The sequence below is a fragment of the Flavonifractor sp. An9 genome, assembly GCF_002161245.1.
In the GTDB taxonomy this organism is placed as follows: Bacteria; Bacillota; Clostridia; order Oscillospirales; family Oscillospiraceae; genus Flavonifractor; species Flavonifractor avicola.
Map to the genome: position 1 here is coordinate 49,724 of NZ_NFHC01000013.1, position 18,204 is coordinate 67,927.

Genomic DNA, 18,204 nt, shown 5'->3' on the forward strand with positions numbered 1-18,204 from the left:
GTACGTCCCCGACTGCCGCCGTGAGACTGCATTGTCTCGTCCTGTTTAGTTTGCCCTATTCTGCGCTGTCCAGTACCATTTGGGCGGTCTGGAGCAGTTTTGTGCCGTTGTCCATACTGGACTTCTGCAAAAAGCGGTGGGCCTGCTCTTCTGTCATGCCGTTGCGGTCCATCAGCAGGGCTTTGGCCTGCTGAATGACTTCCAGCTCCTCCGGGGAGCGGCGGGGCCGCAGGGCCCGCTCCAGCCGCCGCCCCATCTGGAGAAGCATCCGCACCGATGCGGTCAGGTCCCCTTTGGATACCGGGGCGGGCAGCTGGAAGAGATCGTCGTTCTGCAGCAGGTCCAGCAGGTTCTGGGAGGCCAGAACCAGGACGGCACAGGAGGAGGGCAGATCGCCTGCCAGAGCCTCGGCGCTCTGATCAGCCAGCTTGAAGCCGCAGATCACTGCAGTGATGTGGAGTTTATTTGCCGTGCGGCGGACCTGGTCGGCAGTCTTGCAGAGAATACAGGAGGCCGTGCCTGAGGTCTCCAGGATCTCCTTGATGCGGCTTGCGCTTTTGGTATTTTCAAAGGCAACGATCACCTGTTCCATGGATCATCACTCCCAACTGTGAGGAGGGTGTTGCTGAGAAATCAATAGTTGATGATGTACTTCTCCCGCTCCCAGGAGGATACACGGGTGCGGTACTCATCCCATTCGGCTTCCTTGCCGGCCAGATAGTTGCTGGTAATGTGCTCGCCCAGAGTGTCCATAATGAGGGAGTCGGCCTTCATAGCCTGGATGGCCTCCTCCAGGGAGCTGGGCAGGGAGTCGATGCCGTGGGCCTCGCGGGTGGCCTGATCCATCACAAAGATGTTCTCGGTGACCTCCGCCGGGGGAACCATGCCCTTCTCGATGCCGTCCAGACCGGCGGCCAGGCAGACGGCCAGTTCCAGGTAGGGGTTGCAGGCCGGGTCGGGGGAGCGGAGCTCCACACGAGTGGACTGGCCGCGGGAGGCGGGGATGCGGATGAGGGCGGAGCGGTTGGAGGCGGACCAGGCCAGGTAGCAGGGGGCCTCATAGCCGGGCACCAGACGCTTGTAGGAGTTGACCAGAGGGTTGGTTACGGCGGCCATGCCCTTCACATGGGCCAGCAGACCGGCGATGAAGGAGTAGGCTTCCTTGGACAGGCCCCGCTCGTCACTGGGATCGTAGAATGCGTTCTTGCCGCCCCGGAACAGGGACATATTGGTGTGCATTCCCGAGCCGTTGATGCCGAAGATGGGCTTTGGCATAAAGGTGGCGTGAAGGCCGTTCTTCTGGGCCAGGGTCTTGACCGCCAGCTTGAAGGTCATGATGTTGTCGGCAGCGTGAAGGGCTTCCTCGTACTTGAAGTCGATCTCGTGCTGACCTGCGGCCACTTCGTGGTGGCTGGCCTCGATCTCGAAGCCCATCTGCTCCAGGGCCATACAGATCTCCCGGCGGGTGCCCTCGCCGTGGTCCAGGGGGCCCAGATCGAAGTAGCCCGCCTCGTCGTTGGTCTTGGTGGTAGGACGGCCCTCGTCGTCGGTCTGGAATAGGAAGAACTCGGCCTCGGGGCCTACGTTGAAGGCATCGTAGCCCATGTCCTTCGCCCGCTGGAGGACCCGCTTCAGGGTGCCTCGGGGGTCGCCCACAAAGGGGGTGCCGTCGGGGTTGTGGACGTCGCAGATCAGACGGGCCACCTTGCCGTGGCTGGGCCGCCAGGGGAAAACCACGAAGGAGTTCAGATCAGGATAGAGATACTGGTCAGACTCGTCGATACGGACAAAACCCTCGATGGAGGAACCGTCGAACATGATTTGATTGTTGACCGCCTTCTCAATCTGGGAGGCGGTGATGGCCACATTCTTCAGCTGACCAAAGATGTCGGTGAACTGGAGGCGGATAAACTCAATATCCTCCTCATGGACGATGCGGATGATATCTTCCTTGGTGTACGACATTGCAGGTATCTCCTTTCCTTCTTTCATATTGAAAGAAAAAGAAGAAGGCGCTCCCACCCTGGCCGGGTTGGAACGCCTTCGTTCTCAACTGATGGTGTAAGTATAGTGTGGACAGCTGTTTTTGTCAATAGGAAATTAACGGAATAGACGAATTTAGGAAAGATAACTGTAAAACAAATGCTTTTGTGAGCTAAATTTTATGCAACTAGTGACATAAGGACTTGCACAAATGGGGCGTTAAGCTTGCCGATGGCGATGAGCGGCAGCGGCCACAAAGCCGTGGAACAGGGGATGAGGACGATTGGGGCGGCTCTTAAACTCCGGATGGTACTGCACGCCCACATAGAAGGGGCTGTGGGGCAGTTCCACCGCCTCTACCAGCCGGCCGTCGGGGGAAAGACCGCTGAGTATCAGCCCGGCCTCAGTGAGGATCTCCCGGAACTGGTTATTGAATTCATAGCGGTGGCGGTGCCGTTCCTGGGTCAGGGGTGCGCCGTAGCAGCGGGCCAGCATGGTACCGGGCTGGACGGCGCAGGGATAGGCCCCAAGCCGCAGGGTGCCGCCCTTGTCAATCTCGTCGCTCTGGCCGGGCATAAAGTCAATGACCTTGTGGGGGCACTTAGGTTCAAACTCACCGGAGTGGGCGTCTGTCAGCCCGGCCACATGGCGGGCAAACTCGATGACCGCCACCTGCATCCCCAGACAGATACCCAGATAGGGGACCTGGTGTTCCCGGGCGTACCGGGCGGCCAGGATCATGCCCTCGATGCCCCGGGCGCCAAAGCCGCCGGGCACCAGAATGCCGTCCAGATCCTCCAGTACCTGGGTGTAATTTTCTTCGGTAACGGTCTCCGAGTCGATCCAGCGAATGTGGATCCTGGCTCCCAGGGGATATCCGGCGTGGCGGAGAGCCTCGGCTACTGACAGATAGGCATCGTGGAGCTGTACGTATTTGCCCACCAGACCAATGGTGACAGTGGAGCGCAGACCTTTGATCTGTTCCACCAGGGCGGTCCACTCGGCCAGGTCGGGTGCGGGGGCCTCCAGTCCCAGCTCCCGACACACCACAGAGGAAAAACCAGCGGCCTCCAGCATCAGAGGAGCCTCATAGAGGGTGGGAAGAGTGACATTCTCAATGACGCAGTCCGGCTTCACATTGCAGAACCCGGCAATCTTTTCAAAAATACTGCGGTCGGTAATCGGCTCGTCGCACCGCAGCACGATGAGGTCGGGAGAGATACCCATGCCCTGCAATTCTTTGACCGAGTGCTGGGTGGGCTTGGACTTGTGCTCACCGGAGGCCTTCAGATAGGGAACCAGGGTTACATGAATGTAGAGGGCGTTGCCCTGTCCCACCTCTCGGCCTACCTGACGGATGGCCTCCAAAAAGGGCTGGCTCTCCATATCGCCGGTGGTGCCGCCGATCTCAGTGATCACCACATCCGCGTTTGTTTTCCGGCCTACAGCGTAGATAAAGCGCTTGATTTCGTCGGTGATGTGGGGGATGACCTGCACCGTTTTGCCCAGATACTCTCCCCGGCGCTCTTTGGCGATGACGTTGGAGTATACCCGGCCGGTGGTCAGGTTGGAGAACTGATTCAGATCCTCGTCAATGAAGCGCTCATAGTGGCCCAGATCCAGGTCGGTCTCCGCCCCATCCTCGGTTACAAAGACCTCGCCGTGCTGATAGGGGCTCATGGTGCCCGGGTCCACGTTGATGTACGGGTCCAGTTTCTGAGCGGCCACCTTCAGGCCCCGGGCTTTCAGCAGCCGGCCCAAGGAAGCGGCCGTAATGCCCTTGCCTAAACCAGAAACCACGCCGCCGGTCACAAAAATATACTTTGTCATCCAATCCCCTCCTGACAATAAAAAAGCGAGGGCGTCCATCAAAGGAGGCAGTACGGCCTCATTTCATGGAACGCCCTCGTTCACGGCGGATACTTTACCACCACAGGGGCGGTTTGTCAAGATTTTGGACGGGATTTGAAGAGCAAAGCCCCCAGCAGGCCGAAAAGCACCGCCGCGGTGATCCCGCCTGCCGCGGCAGTAATGCCGCCGGTCAGAATGCCCAGTGCGCCTTTTTCTGCCACTGCCTCCGCCACACCCTTGGACAGCAGATAGCCGAAGCCGGTGAGGGGCACGGTGGCTCCTGCTCCGCCCCACTCCACCAGCCAGGGGTAGATCCCGAGTCCACCCAGAATCACCCCGGCCACCACATAGGAGACCAGGATGCGGGCGGGGGTGAGGGAGGTCTTGTCAATGAGAATCTGCCCGATGAGGCAGAGGGTTCCGCCGCAGAGAAAGACCCGGGCATAGGTCCAGAAAATCTCCATGGATATACCTCACTTTCTGATGTCCAGCGCCACCGCATGGCAGATGGCGGGGATACTCTCCCCCTGCTGGGAGGAGGTGGGGGAGAGGAGAGCGCCGGTGCCGCAGAACAGGATGCGTTTCCAGCGGCCTCCTGCCATACCGTTAAGGAGCATCCCTGCCAGCACCACCGCCGAGCAGCCGCAGCCGGAGCCACCGCAGTGGACGTCCTGTCCCTCCAGATCGTAGATCAAGGTGCCGCAGTCATTGAAATTTTTCAGCTCCATGCCGTCCCGGTGGAACCAGTCGGCCACAATGTCATGGCCCAGCTGACCCAAATCGCCGGTGACGATCAGATCGTAGTCGGAGGGCTTGCGGCCCGTGTCCTGAAAATGGGCTGAGAGCGTGGAATAGGCGGCGGGCGCCATAGCGGCGCCCATATTGGCCGCGTCCTTGATGCCCTTGTCCACCACTTTGCCGGTGGTGACGTGGGTGATATAGGGCCCCGGCCCCTGGTCGGCCAGAATGACGCAACCAGAACCGGTCACCGTCCACTGGGCGGTGGGGGTGCGCTGGCCTCCATATTCCAGGGGGGAGCGGTACTGCCGCTCGGCGGAGCAGAAGTGGGAGGAGGTCATGGCCGCGATCTTTGTGCCGTATCCCCCGTCCAGCAGCATGGAGGCCAGGGACAGACTCTCCGCCATGGTGGAGCAGGCCCCGTACAGCCCAAAGAAGGGCACATCCTGTCCCCGGACGGCAAAGCCGGAGCCGATACACTGGTTGAGCAGATCTCCCGCCAGCAGGTAGTCCAGACCGGACACACTGAGGCCGGCCTTGCTGAGGGCGGCGGCCAGAGCCAGCTTCTGCATGGCGCTCTCCGCCTTTTCCCAGCTCCGTTCTCCAAAGGAATCGTCCTGGCTGATGTGATCGAAGGTGGCGGCCAGAGGACCTTCCCCTTCTTTCTTGCCCACCACGGCTGCGCTGCCGATGACCGAAGGCGGGTCCTGCAGGGCCACGGTCTGCCGGCCCAGTTTTTTGTTTGCCATATCCTCACCTCTGTTTGCTTGGGCGGCTGTCCGCCTGACAAATACTATTTTGAACGAAAAGTACGCAAAATATGACTCTGGATTTTGTAGGCGGACTGGCTGGTCAATCCGTCCCGTTTGCGTTATAATGTAACATATATATTGCCGGGTCACCGGCACAACCGGCCTTACGGGCCGAACGGGAGGTCCGCTATGGAAGAACAATCCAAACGTACCCTGGCCTATCTGTGCCCTTCCTGCCACCAGAGTGTGGCGGTAGAGCGTACGGTGTTTCAACTGGCGGCGTCCGCCAATGAACTGCCCTGTCCCTGCGGCAAGTCTGCCCTTCGGGTGGAGATGATGGGGGATCGGGTGAGATTGACGGTGCCCTGCCTCTCCTGCGGCCGGGACCACACCGTGACCTGCTCCACCCAGGCGTTCTTACACCAGAAGGTGCTGGCCTTTTCCTGCGCCCAGTCCGGCCTGGACTGCTGCTATGTGGGTGAAGAAGGTCCGGTATTTGCCGCCCTCCAGCGGCTGGAGGCCGCTGCCGATAAGCTGGAGCGGGCGGAAGGGGAGGAGAAAGGCGCCTTCCTGGATGAGCTGGTGATGCACGAGGTGCTCTCCGAGCTGAAGGAGATTGCCCAGCGGGACGGTATTTCCTGCACCTGCGGGTCTCACCGCTGGAAGCTCCAGGTCAACTACAGCTCCATCGACCTCTTCTGTGCCGACTGCGGAGCTGCCATGCGTATCCCGGCGGCTACCGACAATGACATTGACGACATCTGCTGCAAGACAAAGCTGGTCATCCGCGGCAAAAAGGAGGGGTGAGCGGTGTATTTTGAGGGCGGCTACCCCATTGATTCCCGGGATGTAGACCCCTGGAACCACTGTAAGCCCTCCGGCCTGATGGGCATTTTGCAGGAGGCGGCGGTGGCCGCGGCCTGCGAGCTCCATGCCTCCCGGCCGGAGATGATGGAAAAGTACAATCTGTTTTGGATGTTGGCCCGGATGTGGTACCGACTGGACCGGCCACTGAAGTGGAATGAGACCCTCAGCATCCGCACCTGGCACCGGGGCGGCAGCGGCGCCTCCAGCTACCGGGATTTTGACCTGTTTGTGGACGGTAAGCCGGTAGGTGAAGCGGTGTCCGTATGGGTGCTGGCCGACGCGGATACCCACCGCCTGGCCCGTATGAGCAAGATAGAGGAGTTCCAGGGTACCGACGGGGGCGAGTTGTGTAAGGACAAGAGCCTCTCCCGGTTCAAATTGCCCCAGGAGATGGCGGCGGCGGATCATCGGGCTATGCACTACAGCGATACCGATATCAACGGTCATGTGAACAATGTTCGCTATGCCGACTTCATCTGCGATGCCATCCGAATGGATCAGCTGGGGCAGGATTTTTACGTCTCTGCCCTCCAGGTGGACTATCTGGCGGAGTGTATGGCGGGTGAGACCATCACTCTCTTTACCGGAGAGCAGGATGGTCTGCGCTATGTCCGGGGCGCTGATGCGGCTGGAAAAAGCCGTTTTGAAGGTGCGGTTACCCTGACGCCACTTGACAGAGCGTCTGCAATCAAGTAGAATAGGTAAAATTTTATAAAAAGAAAAAGGAGATGCACTATGGTCAACACTGACGAGCACCAGAAGTTTCTGAAGCAGGGCCTTACCTTTGACGACGTGCTGCTCATCCCCGCGGAGAGCGACGTTCTGCCTGCGGACATCGACCTGCACACCAGACTCACCCGCAAAATCAAACTGAATGTGCCCCTGATGAGCGCTGCCATGGACACGGTGACCGAGTACCGCATGGCCATCGCCATTGCCCGTGAAGGCGGCATCGGCATCATCCACAAGAATATGTCCATCGGCGCTCAGGCTGAGCAGGTGGACATGGTCAAGCGCAGTGAGAACGGCGTTATCACCAACCCCTTCTGGCTGGCTCCCGGCCATACGCTGGCCGAGGCCGACGCCCTGATGGCCAAGTACCGGATCTCCGGCGTGCCCATCTGTAAGGACGGCAAGCTCATCGGTATCATCACCAACCGGGACATGAAGTTTGAGACCGACATGAGCCAGCTGGTGGACAACGTCATGACCAAGGACAACCTGGTCACCGCCAAGGAGGGCGTCACCCTGGAGGAGGCCAAGGAAATCCTCCGCAAGCACAAGATTGAGAAGCTGCCCATCGTGGACGACGAGTACCGCCTGAAGGGCCTCATCACCATCAAGGACATTGAGAAGGCCACCGTGTATCCCAACTCCGCCCGCGACGACAAGGGCCGCCTGCTGGTGGGCGCCGCTATCGGTGTTACCTCCGACGTGCTGGACCGTGTGCGCGCTCTGGTGGATGCCGGCGCCGACGTGCTGTGCCTGGACTCCGCCCACGGCCACTCCCACAATATTCTGGACTGTGTCCGCCGCATCAAAGCCGTCTACCCCGACGTGCAGCTGATCGCCGGCAACGTGGCTACCGCCGAGGGTACCCGCGCCCTCATTGAGGCGGGTGCCGACTGCGTGAAGATCGGTATTGGCCCCGGCTCCATCTGTACCACCCGCGTGGTGGCCGGTATCGGCGTGCCCCAGATCACCGCTGTCTATGATGCCGCCCGTGTGGCTGCTGAGTACGACATTCCCATCATCGCCGACGGCGGCGTGAAGTACTCCGGCGATATCGCCAAGGCTCTGGCCGCCGGCGCCAACGTGGTCATGCTGGGCTCCCTGCTGGCCGGCTGTGAGGAGTCCCCCGGGGACACCGAGGTCTATCAGGGCCGTCAGTTCAAGGTCTACCGCGGCATGGGCTCTTTGGGCGCCATGGCTTGCGGCTCCAAGGACCGTTACTTCCAGCAGAACAACAAGAAGCTGGTGCCCGAAGGCGTGGAAGGCCGCGTACCCTACAAGGGACTGACCGGCGACACCATCTACCAGCTCACCGGCGGCCTGCGGGCCGGCATGGGCTACACCGGCTGCCACAACATCGAGGAGCTGCACACCAAGGCTCAGTTCATGCAGATCACCGCTGCCGGTCTGAAGGAGTCCCATCCCCACGATATCTATATCACCAAGGAAGCTCCCAACTATACCGTCAATCCCCAGTAAGGTATGGAGCGTATCACCGAAAAGGATTCTTCCGGTCGCTGGAGCATCCCGTCGGAGCAGAACGAAGCTGCCGCTGCCCGTCTGGCCGCCTTTGAAAATGCCTATGAGCGCCTGATCGCCCGCCAGGGTGAGATCGCTACCAAAATGGAGGCGTTGAAGGCCCAGGGGAAGCAAAAGACGGCTCAGTTCCGGGAGCTGTTTGGGGAAAAGCTCATGAATCAGAATACCCTGGCGCTGTGGGAGACTTACGGCGTTCGGTAAAGTACCAAAAAGGGGACTGCCGCCTTTGCGGCAGTCCCCTTTTGTGCGCGGTGCATTGTGTGGGAGCGGTAAATATGCTATAATCTCACCACTGACCAAAAAGGAGGGAGTACCATGCTCAAGCTGCTGTTGGGCCGGGCGGGCACCGGCAAGACCTACGCCATGCTTACCGCTATGGGGGCGGCTGCCCGGCCACAGGTTCTCATCGTGCCCGAGCAGCACTCCCACGACATGGAACGGCAGCTGTGTGCCATTGGCGGAAACGCGGTCTCTCTCCACGCTGAGGTGCTCTCCTTCACACGGCTTGCTAACCGGGTGTTCTCTGCCCACGGCGGTCTGGCGGCGCCCACTCTGGATCAGGGAGGCCGGCTGCTGCTGCTGTATACCGCACTCAAGTCGGTGGCCGATCAGCTCAAAGTGTACCAGCGACCCTCCCGCAAGCCCGCCTTTCTCAGCAGTCTGCTGGCCACGGTGGACGAATTGAAAAGCTGCTGCATCAGCCCCGAACAGCTGTGGGAGGCAGGCAGCGACACCGGAGGCGGGGAGGGGGACAAGCTCACCGACCTCTCCCTCATCTTTGGCGCCTATGAGGCCTTGACTGCCCAACGGTGGGCTGATCCCAGGGACAAGCTGACCCGGCTGGCTGAGCAGCTGACCCGGACCAAGTGGGCGGCGGGCAAGGACTTCTATGTGGATGCTTTCACCGACTTCACCCCCCAGGAGCGGCAGGTGCTTTCCGCGCTGCTGGATAAGGGCGCCTCGGTGACGGTGGCCTTGACCTGCGATCAGCTGGAGGAGGATGAGGGGGGTACCGGTATCTTTTCCCCCGCCCGGCGTACTGCCCGGCAGCTGCTGCGGCTGGCCAAGGACCGAGGCGTGCCTGCCCAAGTGGAGGTGCTGACGGGGGACCAGACCGGCCGGACAGCTGCCCTGGCCCACTTGGAAGGCAATCTGTTTGCTCCCCGACCTGTCCCTCTGGAGGAAGGTGGGGAGGAAATCAACCTCTTTACCGCCAACACCCCCTATTCCGAGGTGGAGTGGACGGCGGCGGAGATCCTGCGTCTGGTGCGGGAGAAGGGCTATCGATTCCGGGATATGGCAGTATGCGCCCGCAGCATGGAGGGGTATGGACCCACCATTGAAACGGTGTTTGCCCGTTACGGGGTACCGGTATTTCTCAGCCGCATGAGTGACATCCTGGAAAAGCCCATCCTAACCTTCATTACTGCGGCACTGGATACCGTATCCGGGGGCTACCGGTACGACGATCTCTTCCGCTGCCTCAAAACCGGCCTCACTGATTTGAGTCAGGAGGATGTAGATCTGTTGGAAAACTATGCCCTGACCTGGGGTCTGGAGGGAAGTGCCTGGACCGGCAAAAAGGACTGGACCAACCACCCCAAGGGCTATGGGCGCAAATTCACCGAGGAGGACACCGCCCTGCTGGCCCGGCTCAACGGCCTGCGGCGGCAGGTGACCGCCCCTCTGGAGGAGCTGCGGAAGCAGCCGGACAAGACAGGAAAGGGCCAGGCCATGGCTCTCTACCGCCTGCTGGAGGCTATGGGGGTACCCGAGCGTCTGGCACAGCGGACCCAGGAATTGCAAGAGCGGGATCAGGCCGCCCTGGCGGAGGAGTACGCCCAGCTGTGGGACATTTTGTGCGGCGGTCTGGAACAGTGCGCCCAGATCCTGGGGGATACCCCCATGGAGCTGGAGGAGTTCTCCAGACTGTTCTCTCTGGTACTCTCTCAGTACGACGTGGGTTCCATCCCTGTGTCTCTGGACCGGGTGAACGCCGGTGAAATGCCCCGGCTGGCTCACAAGGGTTACCGGGCGGTGTTCCTGCTGGGGGCGGACGACGGGGCTATCCCGGCGGTGTCCCCCTCTCCCGGCCTGCTCAGCGACGATGACCGCAGCCTGCTGGCTTCCTACGGCCTGGAGCCTGCCCCACGGACAGGGGACAAGCTGTACCGGGAGATGACCATCGTCTATGAGACCTGCGCCCTGCCTCGGGAACGGTTTTATGTCAGCTGGTCTGCCGCAGGGGCCCAGGGAGAAGAGCACCGCCCTGCCTTCCTGGTGTCAAGGCTGAGAGCCCTGCTGCCCCATCTGCGCCGGGTGGAAGAGGGAAGGCTGGACGGTTCCTTCCGCCTGGCGGCCCCACGGCCTGCGCTGGAGCTGGCTGGACGGTTCCCCCAGGCGGCGGCAGCCCTCACGGCTCTGCCGGAGTATGCCCCCCTGGTGGAGCGGATGACCTCTGCTGCCTGCCGGGAACGGGGGCGGCTGTCAAGACCGGCGGTGGATGTACTCTACGGGCGGCGGGTGCCCATGTCGGCCTCCCGAATGGACAAGTACAAGGCCTGCCACTTCTCCTACTTCATGCAGTACGGACTGAAGGCGGAGCCCCGGCGGGCCGCCGGATTCCAGGCCCCTGAGTACGGCACCTTTATCCACTTTGTGCTGGAACACGTCCTTAGAGCCTGCCAGGAGCGGGGGGGCGTGAAGGAGGTGCCGCCCGAGGAACTGCGTGCCATTACCGATCAGGTGGTGGAGCAATATGTGCAGGAAGAGCTGGGGGGACTGGAGGGGGAGAGCCCCCGGTTCCAGTATCTGTTCCGCCGCCTTCGCAAGTCGGTATACGCCGTGGTGGATAATGTGGCCCAGGAGCTGCGTGCCTCCCAGTTCCAACCCATCTCCTTTGAATTGGGCTTCGGCAGCGGCAAAGATTTGCCTCCGGTGGAGCTGAATGTGGACGGGATCACCGTTAGTATCTCCGGCTTTGTGGACCGGGTGGACGGCTGGGTTCACGACGGACGGCTATACCTGCGAATTGTAGACTACAAGACGGGACGCAAGTCATTTGACTTGACAGATATCTGGCATGGAATGGGCCTTCAGATGCTGCTCTATCTTTTCACGCTGGAACGTGAGGGAAAAGACCTTTACAATCAAGATGTGACAGGGGCTGGCGTCCTCTATCTGCCCGCCAGAGACGCAGTGGTGGCGGGCAGCCGGGCCATGAGTGATGAGGCACGGCAGAAGAAAGTGGACACGGAGCTGCGCCGCAAGGGCGTGGTGCTGGACGATCCCGCCGTGGTGGCCGCTATGGAGGACCCGGAGGAGGGGCCCATCCGGTTCCTGCCCATCCGGGTAAACAAGAGCGGCCAGATCACCGGCGAGGCCCTGGTGTCCGCCCAACGGTTGGGCAAGCTGGCCCGGCACACCGACCATATCCTGCGGGAGATCGGCCAGGAGCTGGCAGCAGGCAACATCAACGCCGACCCCTTCTGGCGGGGACCGGAGCACAATGCCTGCCAGTGGTGCGACTACGCTGCTGCCTGCCATTTTGAGGAGGGCAGGGGGAACGATAAAAAGCGGTGGCTGCCAACCGTCAAGAGCGAGGAGTTCTGGGCGGCTGTGGAACAAGAGTAAAATTGCCTCCAGTTTCGGACAGGCTATAGAAGGCCTGGTGTTTAAATCCAACCGAGCAAGCACAAAATCTCCTTAAGAGATAAGAGAAAGGAACTAAAACTCTATGGCGTTTTTTGGAAGCTTTTTGAGCAACACAAGCAACTTCCTCTACACCTATATTTTGATTGCCCTGCTTATCTTCGCGGGGCTCTACTTCACCATCCGTACCAAGGGCGTCCAGTTTCGCCTGTTCCCTGAGGCCATCCGTGTGCTGGGAGAGAAGAAAAAGGACGGCAAGGATATCTCGTCCTTCCAGGCCTTGATGATCTCCACCGCCTCCCGGGTGGGTACCGGCAACATCGCCGGTGTGGCCAACGCCATCATCGCCGCCACCCTCATCGGCGGCTACGGCGCGGTGTTCTGGATGTGGCTGCTGGCCCTCATCGGCGCCGCCTCCGCCTTTATTGAGAGCACCCTGGCCCAGTGCTACAAGGAGAAGCACGGGGAGAACTGGGTAGGCGGCCCGGCCTACTATATCCAGAAAGCCCTGGGCAGCCGCTTCTTCGGTGTGGTGTTTGCCGTGCTGCTCATCGCCTGCTTTGCTTACGGTTTCAACGCCCTCCAGGCCTATAACGCCGGTTCTGCCCTCCAGTATTATCTGCCCGATTACTCCAACAGCATCTGGCCCATGGTGGTGGGAGCGGTGCTGGCCATTCTCACCGGTGTGTGTATCTTTGGCGGCGTGCGCCGCATCAGTGCCATCACTTCCGGCATCGTGCCTGTGATGGCCGCCATCTATATCGCCCTGGGCCTCTTCATCACCATTAAGAACATCGGCCAGGTGCCTCACATGATCTCCCTGATCTTCTCCCAGGCCTTCGATCCCAAGGCCATGTTTGCCGGGATCGGAGCCTCCTGCATCATGCAGGGCATCAAGCGGGGCCTCTACTCCAACGAGGCCGGTATGGGCTCCGCTCCCAACGCCGCTGCTGCCGCCGATGTGTCCCATCCGGTGAAGCAGGGCCTGGTGCAGATGCTGTCCGTGTTCATCGACACCATTGTGATCTGCTCCACCACCGCCTTTATGCTGCTCCTGTCCGGGGTGCCCATTGACGCCTACAGCGAGGGCATGAACTTTGTTCAGGCGGCGGTCCACGCCCAGGTGGGTTCCTTTGGCCCCTTCTTCATCACCGTTTCCATTTTCCTCTTTGCTTTCAGTTCCCTGGTGGGTAACTACTACTACACCGAGTCCAACTTTAAATTCATTCGTGACTCCAAGACCGGCCTGATTATCTTCCGGCTGACCTGCGTGGCGGCCATCTTCATCGGCGCCCAGATGAATTTCTCTATGGTGTGGGATCTGGCCGATGTGCTCATGGGTCTGATGGCGCTGGTGAATCTGGTGGCCATTCTGCTGCTGGGCGGCAAGGCCCTGAAGGTGCTGAAAGATTATGTGAACCAGAAGAAGGCGGGCAAGAACCCGGTATACCGCTATGAGGAGGTGGGCGTCGGCGATCCTGAGATCTGGAACGAGGCCCATGCCCGCAAGTGGGAGAACTGATATTCCGTAGATAAAACCCGATCCCATAGAAAGGGGGAAACCAGATGGCCTTTTCCCTGACAGAAGAACAACAGGCGGCGGTAGATAACCGGGGGGGCGGCCTTCTGGTATCCGCTGCGGCAGGCTCCGGTAAGACCCGGGTGCTGGTAGAACGTCTGCTGGCCCGGGTGGAGGAGGGGGCCGACGTAGACCGCTTCCTGGTCATCACCTACACCAAGGCTGCCGCTGCCGAGCTGCGGAGCCGTATTGTGGAGGAGTTGTCCGACCGGCTGGCTCTGCGGCCCACCGACGGCCACCTGCGCCGTCAGGCCACCCTGGTGTACAAGGCGGGCATCTCCACCATCCACGCCTTCTGCGCCCAACTGCTGCGGGAGTGCGGCCACCTGCTGGATCTGGACCCGGATTTCCGGCTGTGCGACGAGGGGGAGGCGGGCGTCCTCATGCTCCGCGCCCTCAACGATGTGCTGGACAGGCGGTATGAGGCCATGGACAGCGATTTTGCCCAGTTGGTGGACACCATGTCAGCCGGGCGGGACGACGCCCGGCTGATCCAAATCGTGCTGGACATCCGGGGCCGAGTCCAGGCCCACCCTAATCCCGCAGCCTGGCTGGAGGAACAGGAGCGGACCTTTGCTCTGGAGGGAATCTCCGACCCGGTGCAGACACCCTGGGGGCAGCTGCTGCTGGCTGATGCCGCCGGGCAGGCCGCCTATTGGCGGCGGCGGATGGAGGAGGCCCGGGATCTGTGTGAGCGGGACGCCAATCTGCTGGCCAATTACGGGGACAGTGTGGCCCAAACCGCCCAGGCCTTACAGCAGTTTGAGGAGGCGGCGAGCCAGGGGTGGGATGCTGCCCGTGCCCTGCTGCCTATTCCCTTCCCCACAGTGGGACGGAAGAAGATGGTGGATGACCCCGCTGCCGTGGAGCGGGTGAAGGCCATCCGCACCGCCTGTAAAAAGCGGCTGGAGAAGCTGGAGGACTGGTTTGCCGACAGCGGGGATGACCTGCTGGCCGACCTGCGGACGGTGTATCCCGCCATGCGGGGGCTGTTTGCCCTGGTGCGGGACTTTGAGGAGGCCTACGCCGCCGAGAAGGCCCGGCGTGGGCTGGTGGACTTCTCCGATCTGGAGCATATGGCGGTACGTCTGCTGGTGGGGGAGGACGGCCAGCCCACCGAGCTGGCCCGTCAGTGGAGCACCCGGTACGATGAGATCATGGTGGACGAGTACCAGGACACCAACGAGGTACAGAACGCCATTTTCTCCGCTCTGTCCAAAGATGGGACTAATCTGTTTATGGTGGGCGACGTGAAGCAGTCCATCTACCGCTTCCGTCTGGCCGACCCCACCATCTTCCTGGGCAAGTACCGCTCCTTCAAGCCTTACACCGAGGCTGGAGAAGGGGAGGAGCGGCGGGTCATTCTATCCCGCAACTTCCGTTCCCGGCCCGAGGTGCTGGAGGGATGTAACGACCTGTTCCGGGCCGTCATGTCGGTGCCCTTTGGTGAGATGGAGTACTCCGACGACCAGGCCCTCTACCCCGGTGCCCCATTCCAACCGGACTCCACCTACTGCGTGGAGCTGGACGCCCTGGACGGGGATATCGATGGAGAAGAGGGCGCGGAGAAGGTGAGCCGGGACCTGCTGGAGGCCCGATTTGCTGCCCGCCGGATCCGGGACCTGTTGGACCAAAACTTCCCTGTCTCCGACGGGGAGGGGGGCACCCGGCCAGTGCGTCCCTCCGATATCGTGATTTTGCTCCGCTCTCCCAATACGGTCCTGCGCCACTATGCCCGGGCTCTGGGGGAGCGGGATATCCTGTGGGAGGCCGAGGGAGGTGGAGACTTCTTCGGCTCCACCGAGATCTCGGTGGCCCTGTCTCTGCTCCAGATCGTGGACAATCCCCGGCAGGACGTGGCCCTCATTTCGGTGCTGCGCTCTCCGGTGTACGGCTTCTCCGCCGACCGGCTGGCCCAGATCCGCTCAGCCAGCCCGGATACCGACTTTTACGCGGCCCTGGCCGCTGACGACGGGGAGGACAGTAAGGCCTTCCTGGCTGAGCTGGACGACCTGCGGTTCGGGTCAGGGGACATGAGCAGCCACCAGCTGCTGTGGCACATCTATGACCGCACCAATCTGCTGGGCATCTTCGGCGCCATGGAGGAGGGAGAGACCCGGCAGGGCAACCTGCTGGCCCTCGCCGAGCTGGCCCGGCAGTTTGAGGGGGCGGGCCACAAGGGCCTGTTCCGGTTCCTCACCTACCTGACCCGGCTGCGGGAGAACGGAAACACTCTGACGCCTCCTGCCCCCGGCCGCACCGGCGGCGGGGTGCGGATTATGAGCATCCACAAATCCAAGGGCCTGGAGTTCCCGGTGGTGCTGCTGTGCGGTCTGGCCCGGCGGCTCAACCGGGAGGATATGAGCCGCCCCATCCTGTTCCATCCCAAGCTGGGTGTGGGCCCCAAGGGCCTGGACGTGGAGCGGGGCATTGAATACCCCACTTTGGCCCGGATGGCGGTTGCCCGCCAGCTGGAGCGGGAGATGATGGCGGAGGAGCTGCGGCTTCTCTATGTGGCTATGACCCGTGCCAAAGAGAAGCTGATCCTGTCGGTGGCCCTCACCGGCGGGGGGAAGGATCTGGAGAAGCTGGCAGGGGACGCAGGTGATCCGGTGGACCCCCAGGTACTGCTGGCCTGCCAGAGTGTGGGCCAGTGGGTGCTGCTCCATGCTCTGTGCCGCCCTGAGGCGGGAGCCCTCCGCCGGGCGGCGGGACAGGACGTGGCGGTCTTGGACACCTCCTTTGGTCCGGCGTGGGACATCCGGTTTGTGGATGGAATGCCTTTGGCTCAGACGCCGCCCCGCCGCTGGATAGCCCCGCAGCGGGGGCCGGAAGAGGAAGAAGCCGGGGAAGATTTGACCGACTTACTGCGCTGGACCTATCCCCATGAGGCGGAGGTGGACATTCCCTCCAAGCTTACCGCTACTCAGCTGAAGGGCAGGGCTTTGGACGAGGAGGCGGCGGAGGAAGCCCCACGGCCTGCCAGGTCTCTCAGCTTCGGTCGTCCCCGGTTTGCCGCTGAGGAGATGGGCCTTACCGCCGCCCAGCGGGGCACCGCACTTCATCAGGTGCTCCAGTACATCGATTTTGAGAAGGCTGAAACGGTAGAAGGGGTGCAGGCTGAGATCGCCCGGCTGGTGGAGGGGCAGTACATCACCCCCCAGCAGGGGGAAGTGGTGGACCCGGCCCCCATCGCCGCCTTCTTCCAATCGGAGCTGGGGCAGCAGCTGCTCTCGTCTGTCTCCCTGCGGCGGGAGTTCAAGTTCTCCATCCTGGAGCCTGCCAGCCGCTACTACCCCCAGGCTGGGGAGGGGGAACAGGTACTCTTCCAGGGTGTGGTGGACTGTTACTATGAGACTCTGGAGGGCATCACGGTGGTGGACTTCAAGACCGACCGGGTGACCAAGCGCACTGTGGCGGAACGTGCAGAGCATTACCGCCCCCAGCTGGAGGCATACAGCCGGGCCCTGGCGGAAATCACTGGGAAACAGGTGATTCGCCGGGTGCTGTGGTTCTTTGCGTTGAACCAGAGTGTGGATCTGTAGCAATTTGAAAATTTCTGAAAAAAACTGTTGCAATCCACCAGGCTTTGTGCTATTATATTCTAGCGTTTATAAGGCGTGGAGGTTTGCTGCGCCGCTTCATCTGGAACGAGAAAGAGGTGAACACAACAATGAAGGAAGGCATCCATCCCAACTACGAGCAGACCACCATCAAGTGTGCCTGTGGTAATGTGATCGAGACCGGCTCTACCAAGAAGGACATCCGCGTGGAAGTTTGCTCCAAGTGTCACCCCTTCTTTACTGGCAAGCAGAAGATGGTGGATACTGGCGGACGTGTCAGCCGCTTCAACAAGAAGTTCGGCCTGGACAAGAAGTAAGTCCGTATACAAGGGCCCGTACCGGTTTCGGTACGGGCCCTTTTTTACTCCTATTAGCACCTTTCTTTTTTTCGAAAAGACACATATAATAGAGCAGAGACAACAGGAGGTGTGCGCTATGTTTGAAAAGATCGACCCCAAGGCGTTGGATCAAAACGTCTTTTCCCTCATCGGGGATCAGTGGATGCTCATTACCGCCGGAACCAAGGACCAGTGCAACACCATGACCGCCAGCTGGGGCGGCCTGGGGGTGCTGTGGGGCAAGCCGGTGGCCACGGTCTACATCCGGCCCCAGCGGTACACCCTGGAGTTTGTGGAGCGGGAGGACACCTTTACCCTGTGCTTCTTTGGAGAGGAGTACCGGAAGGCTCTGGCCCTGTGCGGCTCCAAGAGCGGCCGGGATATGGATAAGGTGAAGGAGTGCGGCTTCACGGTGGCCACGGCGGAGGGCGCCCCCTACTTTGAGGAGGCCGACCTGGTGCTGGTGTGCAAGAAGTCCTACTGGCAGGACATGGACCCCACCCACTTCCTGGACGGGGAGATCGACAGCAAGTGGTACCCCGAAAAGGACTATCACCGCATCTTCATCGGCGAGATCCTGGAGGTCTTGCGGAAAGTATAATGTAGGGGCG

General features: G+C 61.2%; 14 protein-coding genes. 9 read left to right on the plus strand and 5 right to left on the minus strand.

The annotated features are described in order from the left end of the window. Positions 1–55: 55 nt before the first annotated feature. The 5 genes from B5G40_RS09725 to spoVAD all read right to left on the minus strand — a co-directional run bounded on the left by B5G40_RS09725 (position 56) and on the right by spoVAD (position 5,321). Positions 56–592, minus strand: a complete 537-nt coding sequence (locus B5G40_RS09725; protein WP_087399482.1) for an ANTAR domain-containing response regulator — start codon at positions 590–592, stop codon at positions 56–58. Positions 593–633: 41 nt separating this feature from the next. Next, positions 634–1,965 (minus strand): type I glutamate--ammonia ligase, encoded by a 1,332-nt coding sequence (gene glnA / locus B5G40_RS09730; RefSeq protein WP_087328204.1) that lies wholly within the window; start codon positions 1,963–1,965, stop codon positions 634–636. 237 nt (positions 1,966–2,202) lie between these two features. Next, on the minus strand, positions 2,203–3,813 hold the full coding sequence (locus B5G40_RS09735) for a CTP synthase (RefSeq protein ID WP_087399483.1): 1,611 nt from the start codon (positions 3,811–3,813) through the stop codon (positions 2,203–2,205). A 116-nt stretch (positions 3,814–3,929) separates the two neighbouring features. Then, positions 3,930–4,298, minus strand: a complete 369-nt coding sequence (gene spoVAE, locus B5G40_RS09740; RefSeq protein WP_087187410.1) for a stage V sporulation protein AE — start codon at positions 4,296–4,298, stop codon at positions 3,930–3,932. 9 nt (positions 4,299–4,307) lie between these two features. Continuing rightward, positions 4,308–5,321 carry a stage V sporulation protein AD gene (gene spoVAD, locus B5G40_RS09745; protein WP_087399484.1) on the minus strand — a complete coding sequence of 338 codons (1,014 nt, stop codon included), beginning with the start codon at positions 5,319–5,321 and terminating at the stop codon, positions 4,308–4,310. A 192-nt stretch (positions 5,322–5,513) separates the two neighbouring features. On the opposite strand from spoVAD, the gene B5G40_RS09750 reads away from it, so the two are divergent. From B5G40_RS09750 to B5G40_RS09790, 9 genes are all read left to right on the plus strand, one after another. Next, positions 5,514–6,131 carry a hypothetical protein gene (locus tag B5G40_RS09750; RefSeq protein WP_087266333.1) on the plus strand — a complete coding sequence of 206 codons (618 nt, stop codon included), beginning with the start codon at positions 5,514–5,516 and terminating at the stop codon, positions 6,129–6,131. A 3-nt stretch (positions 6,132–6,134) separates the two neighbouring features. Continuing rightward, entirely contained in the window at positions 6,135–6,887 is a 753-nt protein-coding gene (locus B5G40_RS09755) for an acyl-[acyl-carrier-protein] thioesterase (RefSeq protein WP_087388857.1), read from the plus strand. A gap of 39 nt (positions 6,888–6,926) precedes the next feature. Next, positions 6,927–8,402: an IMP dehydrogenase gene (gene guaB, locus B5G40_RS09760; protein ID WP_087187407.1), complete on the plus strand. Its 1,476-nt coding sequence runs from the start codon at positions 6,927–6,929 to the stop codon at positions 8,400–8,402. A gap of 3 nt (positions 8,403–8,405) precedes the next feature. Next, entirely contained in the window at positions 8,406–8,663 is a 258-nt protein-coding gene (locus B5G40_RS09765) for a hypothetical protein (RefSeq protein WP_087399485.1), read from the plus strand. A 114-nt stretch (positions 8,664–8,777) separates the two neighbouring features. Then, complete coding sequence (locus B5G40_RS09770) at positions 8,778–12,095, plus strand: PD-(D/E)XK nuclease family protein (RefSeq protein ID WP_087399486.1); 3,318 nt, start codon at positions 8,778–8,780, stop codon at positions 12,093–12,095. 124 nt (positions 12,096–12,219) lie between these two features. Next, on the plus strand, positions 12,220–13,635 hold the full coding sequence (locus tag B5G40_RS09775; protein WP_343286731.1) for an alanine/glycine:cation symporter family protein: 1,416 nt from the start codon (positions 12,220–12,222) through the stop codon (positions 13,633–13,635). A 44-nt stretch (positions 13,636–13,679) separates the two neighbouring features. Next, entirely contained in the window at positions 13,680–17,237 is a 3,558-nt protein-coding gene (gene addA, locus B5G40_RS09780; RefSeq protein ID WP_087399488.1) for a helicase-exonuclease AddAB subunit AddA, read from the plus strand. Between the two features lie 128 nt (positions 17,238–17,365). Further along, entirely contained in the window at positions 17,366–17,572 is a 207-nt protein-coding gene (rpmE, locus tag B5G40_RS09785) for a 50S ribosomal protein L31 (protein WP_007489589.1), read from the plus strand. A gap of 118 nt (positions 17,573–17,690) precedes the next feature. Continuing rightward, a complete protein-coding gene (locus B5G40_RS09790; RefSeq protein ID WP_087399489.1) occupies positions 17,691–18,194 on the plus strand; it encodes a flavin reductase family protein in 504 nt (167 codons plus the stop codon). Positions 18,195–18,204 lie beyond the last annotated feature (10 nt).

Bases quoted from the DNA above. Each gene is read 5' to 3' on its own strand.
- B5G40_RS09725 (WP_087399482.1), bottom strand. From the start codon at position 592: ATGGAACAGGTGATCGTTGCCTTTGAAAATACCAAAAGCGCAAGCCGC.
- B5G40_RS09770 (WP_087399486.1), top strand. From the start codon at position 8,778: ATGCTCAAGCTGCTGTTGGGCCGGGCGGGCACCGGCAAGACCTACGCC.
- rpmE (WP_007489589.1), top strand. From the start codon at position 17,366: ATGAAGGAAGGCATCCATCCCAACTACGAGCAGACCACCATCAAGTGT.
- B5G40_RS09750 (WP_087266333.1), top strand. From the start codon at position 5,514: ATGGAAGAACAATCCAAACGTACCCTGGCCTATCTGTGCCCTTCCTGC.
- addA (WP_087399488.1), top strand. From the start codon at position 13,680: ATGGCCTTTTCCCTGACAGAAGAACAACAGGCGGCGGTAGATAACCGG.
- B5G40_RS09790 (WP_087399489.1), top strand. From the start codon at position 17,691: ATGTTTGAAAAGATCGACCCCAAGGCGTTGGATCAAAACGTCTTTTCC.
- glnA (WP_087328204.1), bottom strand. From the start codon at position 1,965: ATGTCGTACACCAAGGAAGATATCATCCGCATCGTCCATGAGGAGGAT.
- spoVAE (WP_087187410.1), bottom strand. From the start codon at position 4,298: ATGGAGATTTTCTGGACCTATGCCCGGGTCTTTCTCTGCGGCGGAACC.
- B5G40_RS09735 (WP_087399483.1), bottom strand. From the start codon at position 3,813: ATGACAAAGTATATTTTTGTGACCGGCGGCGTGGTTTCTGGTTTAGGC.
- guaB (WP_087187407.1), top strand. From the start codon at position 6,927: ATGGTCAACACTGACGAGCACCAGAAGTTTCTGAAGCAGGGCCTTACC.
- spoVAD (WP_087399484.1), bottom strand. From the start codon at position 5,321: ATGGCAAACAAAAAACTGGGCCGGCAGACCGTGGCCCTGCAGGACCCG.
- B5G40_RS09765 (WP_087399485.1), top strand. From the start codon at position 8,406: ATGGAGCGTATCACCGAAAAGGATTCTTCCGGTCGCTGGAGCATCCCG.